We start from the raw sequence: 17,404 nt of genomic DNA on the forward strand, positions 1-17,404 counted from the left end.
GCCCCGGGAATATTTGCATTGACGCTGAAATCTGGGGCCGCTACGCGCCCCATCGCGACACAAGGCCGCTCCTACAGGTTCTGCACCGACCTCTAATTCAGTACAGGTTAGGCTCCATCTCCAGCTCAACCCCGAACCGTTCGAGGATATCGGCGTGGATCCGTCGCGCCAGCGCATGCATCTGCGCCCCGCTCGCCTGGCCATAGTTGACCAGCACCAGCGACTGCAAGCGATGCACCCCGGCATCACCCTCGCGATAGCCCTTCCAGCCTGCCTGCTCGATCAACCAGCCTGCGGCCAGCTTTACCTGACCGTCAGCCTGCGGATAGGCGACCACGCCGGGGTACTGCGCACGGATGCGCGCCACGCATTCGGCCGAAACTACCGGGTTCTTGAAGAAGCTTCCGGCATTACCCAGCTCGGCCGGGTCTGGCAGCTTTTCGCGGCGAATGCTGCAGATCGCATCGCTGATCGCCTGCGCCGTCGGTTCGGTCACGCCCTGCTCTGCCAGGCGCTGGCGGACCGGGCCGTAGTCCAGGTGCGCGTGCAGGGTACGGCTCAAGGCAAACCGCACCCGCAGGATCAACCACCGGCCTGGGTTACGCTTGAATACGCTGTCGCGGTAACCGAAGGCACAGTCCGCCAGCGCGAAGTCGCGCAGCTCGCCCGTCTCGCGGTCCAGGGCCGTAAGGCCGACGAACACGTCCTTGATCTCCACCCCGTAGGCACCCACGTTCTGCATGGGTGCAGCGCCCACGGTGCCAGGGATCAGGCTGAGGTTCTCCAAGCCGCAAAAACCCTGCGCCAGGGTCCACTGCACGAACGGGTGCCAGGGCTCGCCGGCCTCGGCTTCGACCACCACATGCTCGCCGTCATCACTGAGCACCCGGCGGCCCTGGCTGGCCATGTGCAAGACCAGCGCATCGAGATCGCGCGTCAGCAGCAGGTTGCTGCCGCCGCCGATCACCAGCACTGGCAACGCGAGGCGCTGAGCCTGGCTCAGTGCCTGGCGCACATGCAGGTCATTGCGGGCCTGGCTGAAATAACGCGCCTTCACGTCGATGCCGAAGGTGTTGTAAGGCTTGAGCGATACCTGCTCCTGCCATTGCCCGGTCATAACCGCCCCTTGATTTCCAGCACCAGCGCCTGGCAGGCCGATTCGATCAGGTCGAGTACCTGCTCGAAGCCATCGGCGCCGCCGTAGTACGGGTCAGGCACTTCATCCAATGCCGCACCATAGCGGCGCAGGAACAGGTCAAGCTCGCCCGTCGCCGTTGGCGGGCGCAGGGCACGCAGGTCGCGAAGGTTGCTCTCGTCCATGGCCAGCACCAGGTCGTATTCGGCGAAGTGCCGCTGCTTGACCTGCTGCGCGCGTTGCCTGGACAAGTCATAGCCACGCGCCAGCGCCGCCTTGCAGGTGCGGCTGTCGGGTGGTTTGCCAACGTGCCAGTCGCCCGTACCCGCGGAGGCCACCTGCACGCGGTCGGCGAGCCCGGCAGCCTGTAGCTGGTGGCGCAGCACGCCTTCGGCAGTGGGCGAGCGGCAAATGTTGCCCAGGCACACGAACAGTACGCGCATCAGGCCTCCAGCAAGCGCCGTACGCGCTCCAGGTCTTCTGGGGTGTCTACACCCACGGCAGGCGCCTCGATCGCGTCCTCGACGTGGATGCGCACACCGTGCCACAGGGCACGCAACTGCTCCAGGGCTTCGGTCTGCTCCAGCCAGCAGGGGCCCCAGCTGACGAAGTCGTGGAGGAAGCCCACGCGGTAGGCGTACATGCCGATATGGCGGCGGTAAGGCACGCCGGCTGGCAACTGGTCCTGGCCTTTGGCGAAGGTGTCACGCGCCCACGGCAGCGGCGCCCGGCTGAAGCTCAGGGCAAGGCCGTGCTTGTCGCTGACCACCTTCACCGCATTGGGGTTGAACACGGTTTCCGGCTCATGGATCTGCTCGGCCAGGGTGGCGATGGCCGCTTGCGGGTGGGCAGCCAGGTTGGCAGCTACCTGGTCGATGATCACCGGCGGGATCAGCGGCTCGTCACCCTGCACGTTGACCACGATGGCATCGGCCGCCAGGCCCAGTTGCGTCGCCACTTCAGCCAGGCGGTCGGTACCCGACTCATGGTCGACACGGGTCATCAGCACTTCGGCGCCGAAGGCCTGGCAAGCTTCGAAGATGCTGGCATCGTCGGTAGCGATAACCACGCGGCTGGCCGCGCTCTTGCGCGCCTGCTCCCATACATGCTGCACCATCGGCTTGCCGGCGATGGCCAGCAGCGGCTTGCCTGGCAAGCGCGTGGAACGCAGGCGGGCAGGAATCACCACGGTGTAGTCAAGGCTCATTTGTCCAGGCGCTCGTCGTCGGTCAGGGTACGTGCCTCGCTCTCCAGCATGACCGGGATACCGTCGCGAATCGGGTAGGCCAGGCCGGCACCCTTGCTGATCAGCTCGGTTTTGTCGGCGCTGAGCTTGAGCGGGCCCTTGGTGATCGGGCAGGCGAGGATATCGAGCAGTTTGGTGTCCATTGAAGGCTTCCTTTAGGCCAGATGGCCAGAAATGAAAACGGGCTCAGGGCTTGGGCAGCAAACGCTGCAGCTGGCTGTCGAACCAGGCGCTGAATGCCAGCGTGGGCTGTGCTTCGACAGCCAGGTACCACCAGTCGTCGGCGGCGAAGGCGCGGCATTTCACGGCGTCCTTCTCGGTCATGACCAGCGGCAGCGGTGGGCTGAATGCCAGGCTCCGGGCGCTGAATTGTGCATGGTCGGCAAAAGGGTGCGGCAGCGGCTGCCAGTTTAGCCCCAGCAGGGTATTGAAGAAACGTTGCGGGTTGCCGATACCGGCCACCGCGTGCAGGCGCTGGCCGGCGGGAAAATGGTCGAGTGGGCGGCGCTCGCCGCTGCGCAGATTGACCAATGCGGATGGCTGCAGGCGCAGGCCAAAGCCACCGGCACGGTCTTCGCCGGCACCATTGAACAGCACCGCGTCGGCGCTCTGGAGGCGTTCGGCAGGCTCGCGCAGCGGGCCGGCCGGCAGGCAGCGGCCGTTGCCCAGGCCACGCGCGGCATCGATCAGGACCAGCTCCAGGTCACGTGCCAGGCGGTAGTGCTGCATGCCGTCATCACACAGGATCAGGTCCAGCGGTTCACTGGCCAGCAGGGCCTGCACGGCGCGGGCGCGATCTGGGTCGATCATCAGCGGTACCCCGCTGCGCTGCACGATCAGCAGCGGTTCGTCCCCGGCCTGTTCGGCAGACTGGTCGGCCAGTACCCGCCACGGCAACTGCGGCGGTTTGGCGCCATAGCCACGGCTGACCACGCCGACGTTCAGCCCCTGCTGGCGGCAATGCTCGATCAGCCAGAGAATCATCGGTGTCTTGCCGGTGCCACCCACGGTGATATTGCCCACCACGATGACCGGCACAGGTGCGCGGTAGCTGGCACTTTCACCCTTTAGAAAGCGCGCGCGCTTGCGCGTGACCACGCGGCGGTACAACGCCTCCAGCGGGCGCAGCAGCGCCAGCGCCGGGTGCCCGGCGTACCAGGCGGCGAGCAGGCGGTCGGCGATAGCCATCAGGGCGTGCCCTGGGCCGCCTCGACGGTGGTCATGCGCAATTGGCTGAAGCCGAGCTTGCCGGCAGCATCCATCGCAGTGACCACAGCCTGGTGCGGGGTCTTGCCATCGGCACTGATGGCCAACGGCAGCTTGTTGTCACCACCTGACTCACGCTCGATGGCCTCGCTCAGGGTGGCCAGGTCGCTCTTGGGCAGCAGGTGGTTGTTAACCGAGTACACGCCTTCGGCGCTGATGGTGATTTCCACCAGCTTGCCCTGGTCGGCCGGCGCCTGCTCGGCACTGGCGGCCTCCGGCAGCTCGACCCGCAGCTGCGTTTCACGGGTGAAGGTGGTGGTGACCACGAAGAACAGCAGCAGCACGAACACCACGTCGATCAGCGACGCCAGGTTGATGTCGACGTTCTCCCGCTGGCGATTGCGCCGGAACTTCACGCCTTGCCTCCGGCCACTTCCACTTCGCGGTCGCCCTGCAGCACTTCCACCAGCTTGATCGCCTCCTGCTCCATGCCCACCACCAGTTCATCGATGCGGCGCAGCAGGAAACGGTGGAAGAACACCGCCGGAATACCGACCATCAGGCCCGCCGCCGTGGTGACCAGGGCCTTGGAAATGCCACCGGCCAGTACCGCGGCGTTGGCGGTCATCTGCGTGCCCATGAAGGCACTGAAGATGTCGATCATGCCCAGCACGGTGCCCAGCAGGCCCAGCAGCGGGGCCATGGCGGCGATGGTGCCGAGGGTGCTGATGTAGCGCTCCAGCTCGTGGATAACGCGCGAAGCCGCCTCCTCGATGCACTCTTTCATGATTTCGCGGCCATGGCGCGAATTGGCCAGGCCCGCGGCGAGGATCTCACCCAGTGGCGAATCGGCGCGCAGCGCCTTGAGCTTGTCACTGGTGAGTTGCTTATCCTTGATCCATATCCAGACCTGGCCCAGCAAGTGTGGCGGGGTGACGCGGCTGGCGCGCAGGGTCCACAGGCGCTCGATGACGATAGCCATGGCAGCGATGGAGCTCAGAATGATCGGCAGCATCATCCAACCACCGGACTTGACCAATTCCCACACAGTAAACGCCCCTTCGGATAAAGGCCGCCACTCTACCATAGGCACGGCGGAGGCTCATCTGCCGGAGATCAGGGAGCATGCCTTGGGTGGGTATCAGGGCTGACAGGCGCTGAATATGTCGAGGCGAACGCTTCGGCGCTCGATCTTACACGCGCTGAATGTGTCGAGGCGAACGCTTCGGTGCTTGATCTCACGCGCGCTGAAGATCTTGTGGCAAGCACCTGCAAGCCCCTCCCCTCACTCCCCCCGAGCCCGCCAGAACCGCCTCTGCCCCCGCATACCCTCAACCTCCCCCCACCCGCCCAGCACCAACCGCAAAGCCCCCTGCACCGCCGTGTCATGCACCACCACCCCATGCCGCCGGTACCGCTCCACCACCTGCGCATGCGGGTGTCCAAAGCTATTATTGCGCCCCCGCGATATCAGCACCCCACGCGGCGCCGTGGCACGCATGAACCCCTCGCTGGAAGAACTGCGGCTGCCATGGTGCGGCGACTGCAGCCAGTCAATGCGTGGCGCGTCGGTCGCCGCCAGCCAGGCACGCTCCGCCCCTGCCTCCATGTCGCCGGCCAGCAGCAACCGCTCACCCTGCGCCTCGACCAGCAACACACAGGAGCGGTCATTACTGCTGCGCCCATCCGCCCAGCGCCACAGCGAAAAACCCACGCCATCCCATTCCCATTGCTCGCCACTGGCACAGGGTTGCAACTGAACATCATCCAGCGCTTCCCCACCGATAACCCGCTCGACCGGCAAACCCCGCTGTATCGCCCCAGCACCGCCGGCATGATCGGCGTGGGCATGGCTGATCAGCATCACGTCCAGGTGACTCACCCCCAACTTGCGCAAGGTCGGCAACACCACCCGCTCCCCCAAGTCGTAGTCGCCCCTCGCCGGCCCGGCGTCATACAGCAGATTGTGATGCCGGGTGCGTAACAGCACCGCCAAGCCTTGGCCGACGTCCAGTTGCCAGACCTCCACCTGCCCGAAAGGCACCGGCTCGCGCGGCACCCAGAGGGCCAACAGCATCACCCCGCCCAACCCTCGCAGCGGCACGCCACGGGGCAGCAGCACCAGCAAAGCCCCCAGGCAGACCAGCAGCCAGGCCCATAGCGGCAGGGCTGCCGGCACCCATGCCGGGCGTTGCTGCGCAACCAGCGCCAGCACCCGAAACAGCACATCCAGCAAGCCACCTGCCAGCCACAACAAGGCCTCCCCAGCCCCACCCAACGGCAACAGCAAGGTGCCCAGCAAGGCCAACGGCAGTACCGCCAGGCTCACCCATGGCACCGCCACCAGGTTGGCCAGCGGTGCACTCAGGCTCACCGGCAAGCCCACGGCCAGCAGCACCGGCAACAAACCGATGGCAATCACCCACTGCGCCCGCGTCCAGGCCTGCCATGGCCGCCATGCCCCCAGGCGGGCACTGAAGCAAAACACCAGCGTGGCCACGGCGCCGAACGACAGCCAGAAGCCCGGAAGCAGCGCCGCCATCGGCTCGACCAGCAACACGGCCACCAGCGCCAGCAACAGTGGCAGGAACGCCCCCAGGTGCCGAAAACGCAGCCGCCAGAGCAACACCACGGCCAGCATCAGGCAGGCACGCTGCACCGGCACCCCCGCGCCGGCCAGCCAGCCGTAGGCCAGTGCCGCACCCATGGCCAGCGCGCACGCCGAGGGCAGCCACGGCAGCCGTGCGGGCCACAGCCCCCAGCGGGCCAACCCGGCGACCAGGCCGTAGAGCAAACCGGCAACCAGGCCAATGTGCTGGCCGGAAATGACCAACAAGTGCACCGTGCCGGTGGCCTGCAACGTCTGCCAATCTTCCCGCGCCAGGCCGGCCCCGTCGCCGAGCACCAGGGCCACCAGCGCGGCCTGCCGGCCGTTGGCATCGATCGCCAGCAAGCGCTGGCGCAGCGAATCCCGCCACCCATAGCTGGCCGGCGCCAGCAGCTGCCCCGCCTTCACCGTACCGGTAGCGCCGACCCGCCGGGCCAGCAACTGCGCTTCACGGTCCGGCCCATGCGGGTTCAACAACCCGGCGGGGCGCTGCAAGGTCACCGCCAGCCGCCACTGCTCGCCGGCCCGTACCGGCGGCCCGTCGAACCAGCTGACTTGCAGGCGTTGTGGCAGTTCGGCACGGCGCGAACGGGCGGCCTCCAGCTCGAAACGCACACCGTGCGCCGTGCGCGCCGGCAAGCCGACCACCCGCCCCTCCAGCCACAAGGTGCGGCCATCCAAAGCGGCCGCCAGCCGGTCATCCAGGGCCTGCTGGGCAGACCAGCTGGCCCAGCACAGCCCCAACAGAAAACAGCCCAATGGCCACCCGCGGGTGAACAGGCAGACGCCAGCGCAAGCCGCCAGCACCCACAACCACCCGTCCGGTAGCAATGCAGGAAGAAAGCCCAGGCACAGCAGCCCGAGCGCAAGCGCCAACATCCCTGTGCGCATGAGGTAGAGCTCCAGAAGCCAAATCACCTTCTGAGGCATAGCCCAATTGCCGGCACGGCTTGCTCAACAATTGTCACAAACTCTGAACGAGGCTGAGCGGGAATAAGGGCATACTGCCCGGGTCAACGCTCCGGGAGCCTACATGCCGCGCCGACTTTTCAAACGCTACATGCCGGACCCGACCAGTATTCGGGAACACAAGTCCTTACGCTTTTTCGGCAAGTTGCTGCACGACCCAAACCTCTGGCACCTGAACCGCCATTCGGTGGCGCGGGCCATGGGCGTTGGCCTGTTCGCGGCACTGATCCCGATGCCGGCGCAGATGCTGCTGGCCGCCGCGCTGGCCATTCCGGTGCGCGGCAACCTGCCGATCGCGGTCAGCCTGGTGTGGCTGACCAACCCGCTGACCATGCCGCCGGTGTTCTTCGTCACCTACATGACCGGCGCCTGGCTGATGCAGGTACCACCGCGCACATTGCCTGACGAACTGACCTTCGAGTGGATCACCGACCAGCTGTCGACACTGTGGCAACCCTTCCTGCTCGGCTCGGTGGTGTGCGGCGTGGTGCTGGGCATTCTTGGCTACTTCGGCACCATGCTGTACTGGCGCTGGTGGGTGGGCCTGCAGTGGCGGCGGCGCCAATGCCGGTGCAAGGCCTCAGGCGCGCATGCCGCGGCCGCTGACCAGCAGGCGCACACACAGCAGGTAGAGCACCGCGGTGGCCACCAGCATGAAGGTGATCGCCGTACCGATGCTGATATCCGACACCCCTAGGATGCCGTAGCGGAACGAGTTGACCATGTGCAGCACCGGGTTGGCCAGCGACACGGTCTGCCAGAACGGCGGCAGCAGGTTGATCGAATAGAACACCCCGCCCAGGTAAGTCAGTGGCGTCAGCACGAAGGTCGGGATGATCGAAATGTCATCGAAGTTGCGCGCGAACACCGCGTTGACGAAGCCCAACAGCGAGAAGATGGTCGCGGTCAGCAGCACCACGGCCACGGTCACGCCCAGGTGGTGCACCTGCAGGTCGGTGAAGAACATCGACAGGATGGTCACGATCACCCCCACCGCCAGGCCACGCAACACGCCGCCCAGCACATAGCCAATGAGAATGATGTGCGGCGATACCGGCGACACCATCAACTCTTCGATCGAGCGCTGGAACTTGCTGCCGAAGAAGCTCGACACCACGTTGCCATAAGAGTTGGTGATCACCGACATCATGATCAGCCCGGGCACGATGTACTGCATGTAGGTGAAACCACCCATGTCACCGATCTGCCGGCCGATCAGGTTACCGAAAATCACGAAGTACAGGACCATGGTGATCGCGGGCGGCAGCAGGGTCTGCGGCCAGATGCGCAGAAAACGCCGCACTTCACGGTAGACGATGGTGTTCAGGGCGACCCAGTTGGTACGCAGCTCCACACTCATACGGCCACCTTCGATAGGTTTTTTTCCACCAGGGACACGAACAGCTCCTCGAGTCGGTTGGTCTTGTTGCGCAGGCTTTGCACTTCGATGTTCTGCAGGGCCAGCTGGCCGAACAGCGCGGTAATGCCGATGTCCTTGTCCACCTGCACTTCCAGCGTGTGCGGGGTCAGCAGCCGGCAAGGGTAGCCTTGCAACACCGGCGCCGTGGCCAGGTCCTGCTTGAGGTCGAGGACGAAGGTTTCGACATGCAGCTTGCCCAGCAACTGGCGCATGCTGGTGTTCTCGACGATGGTGCCGTGGTCGATGATGCCGATGTTACGGCACAGCTGCTCAGCCTCTTCCAGGTAATGGGTGGTGAGGATGATGGTGATGCCCTTCTGGTTCAGCTCGGTGAGAAAGCTCCACATCGACCGGCGCAGCTCGATGTCCACCCCGGCGGTAGGTTCGTCCAGGATCAGCAGGCGCGGCTCGTGAATCAGCGCGCGGGCAATCATCAGGCGGCGCTTCATGCCACCAGACAACGAACGCGACTGCACGTCGCGCTTGTCCCACAGGCCCAGCTGGGTCAGGTATTGCTCGGCGCGCTCCTTGGCCAGTTTGGGCGGGATACCGTAGTAGCCGGCCTGGGTCACCACGATATCGAAGGTTTTCTCGAACTGGTTGAAGTTGAATTCCTGCGGCACCACGCCCAGGCAGCGCTTGAGCGCGGCGGGCTCGCGGTCCAGGTCATGGCCGAACACGTTGACCGTGCCGCTGGTCTTGTTCACCAGCGTGGACAGGATGCCGATGGTGGTGGACTTGCCGGCGCCGTTGGGGCCGAGCAAGGCGAAGAAGTCACCTTCGGCAACGTCCAGGTCGATGCCCTTGAGGGCCTGGAAGCCGTTGCCGTAGGTTTTGGTGAGCTGTCGGATGGACAGGGCAGAACTCATAGCGGGTCACTTACCGAAGAATAAGGTGCAGGACACGCCAGATAACGTCACTGGCGCAGTGAGTGCGGCCAATGGTGCAAGGCCTGGCCGCACAAGTACAGTCATGTGTATTGATAGTGACTATCGAAACAGCCGTGGTGTTCGATTCAGGTCAGCGCCGTCATCACCGCAGCCTGGTAGGCCGGGCGTGCCTTGAGGCGTGCGTACCACGCTTCGAGATGCCGCATGGCCGGGCGCTCGATGGGCAGCTCGAACCAGGCGTAGGCGAAGCACCCCAGTGGGATGTCGCCCATGCCGATCTGGCCACCGGAAAGATACGGCTGCTTGGCCAGGGCTGCATCGGCCATCGCCAGCAGCTCGGCACAGCGCTTGTGCGCAGCGTTGATCGCCACCCAGTCGCGCTGGTCTTCCGCGGTACGCAGCAAGCCCCAGAACAGCGGTCGGAAGGGGGTTGCCAAGGATGACGTGGTCCAGTCCATCCACTTATCGGCCAGGGCGCGCTGGCGTGGGTTTTCCAGGTACCAGCCTCGCTCGGCGCCGTACTCGGCGCACAGGTAGCGGACGATGGCGTTGGACTCCCACAGGACCAGGTCGCCGTCCTCCAGCAGGGGCACCAGGCCATTGGGGTTGCGCGCGCGGTAGTGCGGCTCGTTGACCACGCCGAAAGCGCCGCCGGCGTCGATGGACTCGAAGTCCAGGCCCAGCTCGTGGGCAATCCACAGCGCCTTGCGCACATTGCTCGAATTCTTGCGGCCCCAGATCTTCAGCATGGCAACGTCCTTATGAATGTGGAGGGCTGCACAGTCTACTCCAGAGTTTTCTCGCCTGTACCGGCCTCTTCGCGGGCGCGCCCGCTCCCACAGGTGTCTCACCCGTCTCGAACCCTGTGATATCCCTGTGGGAGCGGGCGTGCCCGCGAAGAGGCCGGCACAGGCTGAAAATATCCTGAAACTCCCACCGCCACACCCTGTCACTGTTCTGACCCTGCCGTTCACGGCGTTACGTCTAAGCTGTCTGGGACGGTTCAAGCCCCCCTGGTTCCAAGGAGGACCGATTATGTTGCTGTTATGGTTGGTAGTGCTGGTGGTCGGCGCGGCATACCTCACGCACCGGCGCCTGGCGCCCCTGCAGATTCTCGGCAGCGTGGCGGCCTACGTCCTGCTGATGAGCATTTTCAGCAGCGCCCCCGGCTGGCTGCTGGCGCTGATCTGGATCGTGCTGGCGTTCAAGGTAGCCCTGGTGGCCTTGCCCGACTGGCGCCGCAGGGTATTTACCGGCCGGGTGTTCAACTGGTTCCAGCGCACCCTGCCGCCCATGTCGCAAACCGAGCGCGAAGCGATCGACGCAGGCACCGTCTGGTGGGACGGCGAACTGTTCAGCGGCCGCCCCGACTGGCGCACCCTGCTCGCCTACCCGGCACCGAAGCTGACCGAGGAGGAACAGGCCTTCATCGACGGCCCCACCGAAGCGCTCTGCGCAATGGTCAGCGACTGGCAGATCGGCCAGGACCTCGACCTGCCGCCCGAAGCGTGGGCGCATATCAAGTCGAACGGTTTTTTTGCCCTGATCATCCCAAAGGAATATGGCGGTAAAGGTTTCTCCGCCTATGCCCACTCCCAGGTGGCGATGAAGCTGGCCACCCGCAGCGGCGACCTGGCCTCGACCGTGATGGTGCCCAACTCCCTGGGGCCCGCTGAGTTGCTGCTGCACTACGGCACCGATGAGCAACGCAACCACTACCTGCCGCGCCTGGCCCGTGGCGAAGAAATCCCCTGCTTCGCCCTCACCGGCCCATTGGCCGGCTCCGACGCTGGCGCCATGCCCGACACCGGCGTCATCTGCAAAGGCCAATGGCAAGGCGAAGAAGTCCTCGGCCTGCGCCTGAACTGGGAAAAGCGCTATATCACCCTCGGCCCGGTCGCGACCCTGCTGGGCCTGGCCTTCAAGGCCTACGACCCGGACCATTTGCTGGGCGAGCAGGAAGAACTGGGCATCAGCCTGGCCCTGATCCCTACCGACACCCCCGGCGTCGAAATCGGCAAGCGCCACCTGCCGCTGGGCGCTGCCTTCATGAACGGCCCCAACAGCGGCAAGGACGTGTTCGTGCCGCTGAGCTTCCTGATCGGTGGCCAGGCCATGCTCGGCAAGGGCTGGATGATGTTGATGAACTGCCTGTCGGTGGGCCGCTCGATTTCCCTGCCCGCCGTCGGCACGGGGGCGGCCAAGTACACCAGCCTGGTCACCGGCCAGTACGCCAATATCCGCGAGCAGTTCAATGTGCCGCTGGCGGCCTTCGAAGGCATCCAGGAATCCCTGGCGCGCATCGGCGGCAATGCCTGGCTGATGGACAGCGCCCGCCTGCTCACCGCCAAGGCCGTGGACCTGGGCGAGAAGCCCTCGGTGCTGTCGGCGATTCTCAAGTACCACCTCACCGAGCGCGGCCGTGAATGCATCCAGCATGCCATGGACGTGCACGGCGGCAAGGGCATCATCATGGGCCCGAACAACTACCTGGGCCGGAACTGGCAGGGGGCGCCGATCTTCATCACCGTCGAGGGCGCCAATATCCTCTCGCGCAACCTGATGATCTTCGGCCAGGGCGCCATCCGTTGCCACCCGTTCGTGCTCAAGGAAATGGCCCTGGCAAGCCGTGAAGACCGCGACCAGGCCCTGAAGGAATTCGACGACCTGCTGATGAAGCACATCATGTTCGCTGCCGGCAACGCGGCAAGCACACTCGTATTCAACCTTGGGCTGGGTCGATTGGAGAATGTGCCCGGTGATGCCTTGAGCCAAGGCTACTTCCGCGCCCTCAACCGCCAGGCATCAGCCTTTGCTCTGCTGGCCGACCTGTCGATGATGCTACTGGGCGGCGCGCTCAAACGTCGCGAACGCCTAAGCGCGCGGCTGGGCGACGTCCTGAGCTACCTGTACTTGGCCAGCGCCGCGCTCAAGCGCTATCACGACCTCGGCTCACCCCAGCACATGCAGCCCCTGCTGCGCTGGGCCATGGAAGAAAGCCTGGGCCAGGCGGAAACAGCCCTGGATCGGCTGCTGGACAATTTCCCCAACCGCTTCATTGGCTGCGCCCTGCGCGTGCTGGTGTTCCCCTTTGGCCGTCGTCACACCGGGTCCAGCGATGAACTGGACGCCGAAGTGGCAGCGCTGATTGGGCGTAGCAAAGGTGACCCGGCGCTGGAAGAGCTGCTTTCCGGTTGCTTCAGGCCAAAAACCGATGGAGATCCAGTGGCGGCGCTGCAACGGGCCTGCGAGTTGCTGGAGGAAGCTGCACCCTTGTACAAGGCGCTGCATCAGGCGATCAAGGGTGGCAAGGTACAGCCGACCCCTGGGCAATCGGCAATTGATGCAGCGGTACAGGCCGGTGCGCTTCAGCCAGGTGAAGGCCTACAGCTGCATGACGCTGAAAAAGCCCGCAGAACCGTGATTGATGTGGACGCGTTCGACAAAGCGCAGTTGCTGCCCGAGCACGGCAAGGTACGCTGAAACCAGGGGCCGTTTTGCGGCCCCCTCCCTACCGGCGTATACTCCGCGCCCGTTTGACCTACCTCGAGGACCATGCCCATGGCCACCCCCCACCTGCAATACCACCTGCAACTGCTGAACCACCTGCGCACCATCTTGGTGGCCCTGGGTGACGCCGAGCAGGTACCGGAGGAAAGCCACGCCCTGTTCCTGGAGCGCTTCGACGAACTACTGACCCTACTGCCGCAGGACCCACTGCAAAGCCAGTATCTGGGCCAGGACCTGACCTGTCAGGTGATCCAGCGCTACCCACAGATCGCTCATCTGGTACCCCGCGATTTGCTGTGGTTCTTCGGTGGTGACTGCCTGCATTTCATGCCTGAAGAAGAGTTGGACCTGTACCAGCAACTCGAGGAGCGTCGCTACGAAGCCGAGCGCAACGACGAGCCGTTCGACTGGCACCAGGAAAAGCAGTTGCTCGCCCAGACGCCTCCATCGACCCACCACTGAACGGGCCATTGCTCAACGCGAGTAGTAGTCGACCAGCGTGTCAATATCGAGCATCGGCATCGCAATGATCGTCAGCCCCCAGCGCCATTCATCCACAGCGAAGGTGTCCTCCCCCATGACGACAGAGTAAGAGCTCGGGTTGCTCACATCTGGCCTGAAAACGCCAGCAATAACCGAGCCATTACCCGCAAGAACCCGCCACGATACCTGCGAGTCCGCAACCGCTTTTTCCTCTTGACGTCCGTTTAAGTAAAACAGTGAAAGTTTAAGGCCCAGGGCGTGCCGGGCAACCCGGATAAAGTGCGTGGGATGTACCCAACGAATCACAAACGTAGCATAGGCCTCCTGCCACGTGTCTGTTACTTTAATGATATCTGTCTCGGTCGGAGTAACCAGGGACGCGCGGCAGGCGGCAGGTATGAATGTGTCTCCCCCCGTATTGAGACGCACCGCCGCTGGCAGTGATTGCGGCGGTTTGTAGTAGTGCTTGCCGTTCTGCACGAGCAACTCGCCATGCAGCGTGCCCTCCGCACCCCAGACTGGCTGCGCTCCCGCTGACATCAGCTGGATCTCTTCCAGATCGCCTCCATAATCGCAAAAACTAATCAGCGGAGAGCACTTCAGCGCCTGCGCCTGGGTACTTACTTTGGTTTGCGCCATCTCAGAGCCAGAAAGAGCATATACAGCAAAATAAAAATTGCCCGGCGGTATGTACCCTCCCAGGGTCCACTTCATTGACCAGCTGGGCGCGAACAGACCAACTACCCAGTCTTTGTCCACTGGCGGCAGCTGGGTCAGGGTGATTGGGAATGCCCCGACCTCAAAGGCGATAGCGACGTCTTCGGATGCCGGCACCAGAATCGGATCTGATTGGGCGGCTACCTGACCCGGGCCGTTGAAGACGTTGATCCGGATTCGTGACTGGTCATGTTCGAAATAAACCCATACGTCGTCTAGCGCAACAGAAACTGGCTTTGACAAAGTCGCGACCTTCATGCGCTTCAAGGGCTCGAAGTGCTGCTTGAACCGGTCGGCGCTCAATCGGTCATTTGCTATCACGTAAGTGGCAGGTTGCTCCCAGTGCACCACCGCCTCACTGCCTTTCCATTTGTGGTATTCGATATGGCTGCTGTTGAGACCGAGGGTCACCTCAAGCACCTTGCCCGCGCTGGCGTCCGACTGCTCGATTCTCACAGCCTGGCGCGCATTCATGCCAATAGGTGTATTCAACGATAGCCGCAGGTCGGTCAGCAGGTTCTTGTCCAGTTTCAATGTTCGCGCTGACGTTTCGAACCGCAACTTTGGGTAACCCAGATGCACCAAGCTCAGTTCCCAAGTCGTTCTGTTCATCTCGCGCTCGGAAACCACCAACTCAGGCCAGTCCATATCGTGACCAATGAGTGCATGGCGCTTTGCCCATAAACCGTTCAGCTGCGTTTCATCGTTAAGGGCATAGAGGAGCAATATCGCAGACTCTGCGGCGGCCGCTGAGTCCGAGACTTCTTTAGCCACAGGCTTATTGCTTTCTTTCTCTTTGTGATTGGTCATGTCCCCACTCCCATCAACAAAGCACTGATATGCCCATAATCAGGCAGCATTGAAAACTGGCATTTTTACCAGTTGTCGGGCGGCAAGAAGCGACTCACTCTTGAAGCAGAATCACGCATTAGGCTTTTACTAAGTACTTATCAGTATTTTCCTACATGCGACCATTCCCAAACGACCTAATCTTTTCTCCCCCTGCCGTCAAGTTTTTCGGCAGAAATCCATAGGCCGAAATGCCCTGCCTACAACGGGTCCACAGTGGAGTACAACATGAAGAAGAAGCTTATCCCGCTTGCCATCTTGCTTGGCCTTGCCAGCAATGCAGCACTCGCCAATACTGGCTCGATCAACTTCTACGGCCAGGTGCACGCCGGTACTTGCCCGATCGAAATCATTGACCCGTCGACCGGCCTGCCGGTAGCCCGCATCAACATGGGCAACGTCAGCGTTTCGCAGTTCGCAGCCACAGGCGATGAAGCTGCATCGCGCGCCTTCGGCATGCGCGTCACCCCAGGTAATGGCTGTACTGTAACCCCTAATACCAGTACCCAGGTGACTTTCACTGGCGCCTATGGCGGTGCCGGTACTGGTGGTACGCTGTATGCGCTGGAGCCAGGCGGGGCAGCCGACTTGGCCTTGATTATCAAGGACAATGCCGGTACACCGATAGACAACGGCTCGCCTTCCAAGGATTACCCACTGGATGACGCGAACCCCACCACGATGATTTTCTCTGCGGCTTATAAGTCCATTGGCACCGGGGTCACCGCCGGCACCGCCAATACCGATGTGCAATTTCTTGTCAACATCCCATGAGAAAGCACCTCAGGCGAACTGACGTCGCCTGAGGTGTCTTCATACCATTCAAAAGGTATCGCCAGATGAAGATTCACCTGCGCCGCCTTGCCTTGGGTATTTGCTTCGCGAGCATGATGCAGACCGCTCAGGCAGCGCTAACCGTCAATACCACGCGAATCGTGTTCGACAGCGACAACAGCAGCACCTCTGTAGTGATCGCCAACCCCAGCCCCCGCCCCTATGCGGTGCAAACCTGGGTCAACACCGCGAAGGACGACACCGATACAGCCGTCCCTCTGGCGACTTCGCCCGGGTTGTTCCGCCTGGACCCCGGCAAGGAGCAAATGGTGCAGATCAGCCGCCTGCCCAACAAGTTGCCCAAGGATCGGGAAACGCTGTTCCACCTCAATGTTCAGGAGATCCCCGAAGCAACGCCGGGGGATGTCAACGTACTCAATATTGCACTGCGCACGCGCCTGAAGCTTTTCTATCGCCCCAAGGAATTGAAAGACCGGCCCGCAGAGCGCATCGGTGAGCTGGAGTGGTCCGTGCGCCAACGCGCTGGGCGTGTCGAACTCGTGGTACACAACCCAACGCCCTACCATTACACATTCGGCCGCCTGGAAGTCAGCAGTGCAGGCAAAACAGAGGCAATCCAGGCCATGGCCATGGCGCGGCCATTTGATCTGCAGGTTTATGACCTGACCCAAATCAAAACGCTCACTGGCTTGCAACTGACCTTTACCACCATCAATGACTACGGGGTCGCCACCACGCCGATGCAAAAAGCACTGTCGAGCCTGCCCTAAGCCCCCTTGTGTCACCTCCAATCGAGCCCTTTGGGCTCGTTTGCTATTCCGACTTACCTGTAACAGGACAGCTTATATGAAGCCCTTAGTCGTAGCCTTTGGACTGGCAATATCCAGCCAACAAGCGCTTGCAAACACGGGTTCAATCAACTTCTTTGGTCAGGTCCACAGCGGGACCTGTGCAGTTGAAATCATCGACCCTTCAACCGGCCTGCCCGCCAGCAGGATCTACATGGGCGAAGTATCCACTGCCCAGTTCAAGCAGCCAGATGATGAGGCCGCAAACCGCGCCTTCGGTTTGCGCCTTACCCCCGGTGGCGGCTGCATACTGCTCCCCGGTGCCAATGCCAGCGTAACCTTCACCGGAAGTTACGGCGGCGCCGGCGCCAGCGGCACGTTGTACGCCCTGGAGCCAGGTGGCGCCAAGGGGTTGGCCTTGATCATCAAGGACAATGTGGGTACACCGGTAGACAATGGAATCGCCTCCAAGCAATATCCCCTGCATGACAGCAAACCTACTGACATGTTGTTTTCTGCGGCTTACAAAGCGATCGATACACAGGTAACCGCTGGCTCCGCCAACAGTGATGTGCAGTTCACGGTGGCCATGCCGTAAGCGTTGAAAAATCGGGCCTCACGGCCCGATGCCGGTCAGCTAAGCCTTGGTGGCAGCCATGGGGCTGCTTTGCAGACCATCGCCGGCAAGCCAGCTCCCACAGGGATCGCATCAGGGCTGACAGGTGTTTGTCAGAAGATATGCAGCGCCTGTTAGAGCGAGCGCCGCCCGCGCGGCGCAATCGCGAGCT

Annotated in this window: 17 protein-coding genes and 1 pseudogene; 6 read left to right on the top strand and 12 right to left on the bottom strand. The window is 63.0% G+C overall.

The window, feature by feature from the left end; all coding sequences use genetic code 11:
• Window positions 1-97: 97 nt before the first annotated feature.
• The 8 genes from murB to EGJ22_RS23250 form a co-directional block, all read right to left on the bottom strand.
• Window positions 98-1,117: a UDP-N-acetylmuramate dehydrogenase gene (murB, locus tag EGJ22_RS23215; RefSeq protein ID WP_029887529.1), complete on the bottom strand. Its 1,020-nt coding sequence runs from the start codon at window positions 1,115-1,117 to the stop codon at window positions 98-100.
• Window positions 1,114-1,578, bottom strand: coding sequence for a low molecular weight protein-tyrosine-phosphatase (locus tag EGJ22_RS23220; protein WP_009685205.1), 465 nt, complete (start codon window positions 1,576-1,578; stop codon window positions 1,114-1,116). The genes murB and EGJ22_RS23220 overlap by 4 nt, the downstream gene beginning before the upstream one ends.
• Window positions 1,578-2,342 carry a 3-deoxy-manno-octulosonate cytidylyltransferase gene (gene kdsB / locus EGJ22_RS23225; RefSeq protein ID WP_009685206.1) on the bottom strand — a complete coding sequence of 255 codons (765 nt, stop codon included), beginning with the start codon at window positions 2,340-2,342 and terminating at the stop codon, window positions 1,578-1,580. The genes EGJ22_RS23220 and kdsB overlap by 1 nt, the downstream gene beginning before the upstream one ends.
• On the bottom strand, window positions 2,339-2,524 hold the full coding sequence (locus EGJ22_RS23230; RefSeq protein WP_003247142.1) for a Trm112 family protein: 186 nt from the start codon (window positions 2,522-2,524) through the stop codon (window positions 2,339-2,341). Before EGJ22_RS23230 ends, kdsB begins: the two co-directional genes overlap by 4 nt.
• Before the next feature lie 43 nt (window positions 2,525-2,567).
• Window positions 2,568-3,569, bottom strand: a complete 1,002-nt coding sequence (lpxK, locus tag EGJ22_RS23235) for a tetraacyldisaccharide 4'-kinase (protein ID WP_029887528.1) — start codon at window positions 3,567-3,569, stop codon at window positions 2,568-2,570.
• Complete coding sequence (locus tag EGJ22_RS23240; protein WP_012271149.1) at window positions 3,569-4,003, bottom strand: biopolymer transporter ExbD; 435 nt, start codon at window positions 4,001-4,003, stop codon at window positions 3,569-3,571. Before EGJ22_RS23240 ends, lpxK begins: the two co-directional genes overlap by 1 nt.
• The gene (locus tag EGJ22_RS23245) at window positions 4,000-4,635 is read right to left on the bottom strand and encodes a MotA/TolQ/ExbB proton channel family protein (RefSeq protein WP_009685211.1); all 636 of its coding nucleotides are present in this window, start codon (window positions 4,633-4,635) and stop codon (window positions 4,000-4,002) included. The genes EGJ22_RS23240 and EGJ22_RS23245 overlap by 4 nt, the downstream gene beginning before the upstream one ends.
• Before the next feature lie 237 nt (window positions 4,636-4,872).
• The gene (locus EGJ22_RS23250; RefSeq protein ID WP_029887527.1) at window positions 4,873-7,086 is read right to left on the bottom strand and encodes a DNA internalization-related competence protein ComEC/Rec2; all 2,214 of its coding nucleotides are present in this window, start codon (window positions 7,084-7,086) and stop codon (window positions 4,873-4,875) included.
• A gap of 142 nt (window positions 7,087-7,228) precedes the next feature.
• Here EGJ22_RS23250 and EGJ22_RS23255 point away from each other — a divergent pair.
• Window positions 7,229-7,735 (top strand): annotated as a pseudogene (locus EGJ22_RS23255) (DUF2062 domain-containing protein); the annotation flags it as partial.
• A 9-nt stretch (window positions 7,736-7,744) separates the two neighbouring features.
• Here the strand turns inward: EGJ22_RS23255 and EGJ22_RS23260 are convergent.
• The 3 genes from EGJ22_RS23260 to EGJ22_RS23270 form a co-directional block, all read right to left on the bottom strand.
• Window positions 7,745-8,524 carry an ABC transporter permease gene (locus EGJ22_RS23260; protein ID WP_029887525.1) on the bottom strand — a complete coding sequence of 260 codons (780 nt, stop codon included), beginning with the start codon at window positions 8,522-8,524 and terminating at the stop codon, window positions 7,745-7,747.
• Window positions 8,521-9,453 (bottom strand): ABC transporter ATP-binding protein, encoded by a 933-nt coding sequence (locus tag EGJ22_RS23265; RefSeq protein WP_009681882.1) that lies wholly within the window; start codon window positions 9,451-9,453, stop codon window positions 8,521-8,523. Before EGJ22_RS23265 ends, EGJ22_RS23260 begins: the two co-directional genes overlap by 4 nt.
• A gap of 146 nt (window positions 9,454-9,599) precedes the next feature.
• Window positions 9,600-10,223, bottom strand: coding sequence for a glutathione S-transferase (locus EGJ22_RS23270; RefSeq protein ID WP_029887524.1), 624 nt, complete (start codon window positions 10,221-10,223; stop codon window positions 9,600-9,602).
• A gap of 286 nt (window positions 10,224-10,509) precedes the next feature.
• Between EGJ22_RS23270 and EGJ22_RS23280 the strand changes: the two genes are divergently transcribed.
• Window positions 10,510-12,957 (top strand): acyl-CoA dehydrogenase, encoded by a 2,448-nt coding sequence (locus tag EGJ22_RS23280; protein ID WP_029887523.1) that lies wholly within the window; start codon window positions 10,510-10,512, stop codon window positions 12,955-12,957.
• A gap of 78 nt (window positions 12,958-13,035) precedes the next feature.
• On the top strand, window positions 13,036-13,446 hold the full coding sequence (locus EGJ22_RS23285; protein ID WP_029887522.1) for a PA2817 family protein: 411 nt from the start codon (window positions 13,036-13,038) through the stop codon (window positions 13,444-13,446).
• Window positions 13,447-13,458: 12 nt separating this feature from the next.
• Here EGJ22_RS23285 and EGJ22_RS23290 read toward each other — a convergent pair whose 3' ends face one another.
• Window positions 13,459-14,994: a hypothetical protein gene (locus tag EGJ22_RS23290; protein ID WP_029887521.1), complete on the bottom strand. Its 1,536-nt coding sequence runs from the start codon at window positions 14,992-14,994 to the stop codon at window positions 13,459-13,461.
• A 255-nt stretch (window positions 14,995-15,249) separates the two neighbouring features.
• Here EGJ22_RS23290 and EGJ22_RS23295 point away from each other — a divergent pair, with 255 nt between their 5' ends.
• From EGJ22_RS23295 to EGJ22_RS23305, 3 genes are all read left to right on the top strand, one after another.
• Window positions 15,250-15,807: a fimbrial protein gene (locus EGJ22_RS23295; protein WP_230584505.1), complete on the top strand. Its 558-nt coding sequence runs from the start codon at window positions 15,250-15,252 to the stop codon at window positions 15,805-15,807.
• 65 nt (window positions 15,808-15,872) lie between these two features.
• Window positions 15,873-16,598 carry a molecular chaperone gene (locus EGJ22_RS23300; RefSeq protein WP_029887519.1) on the top strand — a complete coding sequence of 242 codons (726 nt, stop codon included), beginning with the start codon at window positions 15,873-15,875 and terminating at the stop codon, window positions 16,596-16,598.
• A gap of 76 nt (window positions 16,599-16,674) precedes the next feature.
• Window positions 16,675-17,214: a fimbrial protein gene (locus EGJ22_RS23305; protein ID WP_029887518.1), complete on the top strand. Its 540-nt coding sequence runs from the start codon at window positions 16,675-16,677 to the stop codon at window positions 17,212-17,214.
• Window positions 17,215-17,404 lie beyond the last annotated feature (190 nt).

The organism is Pseudomonas sp. p99-361 (genome assembly GCF_003935475.1).
Classification (GTDB): Bacteria; Pseudomonadota; Gammaproteobacteria; order Pseudomonadales; family Pseudomonadaceae; genus Aquipseudomonas; species Aquipseudomonas juntendi.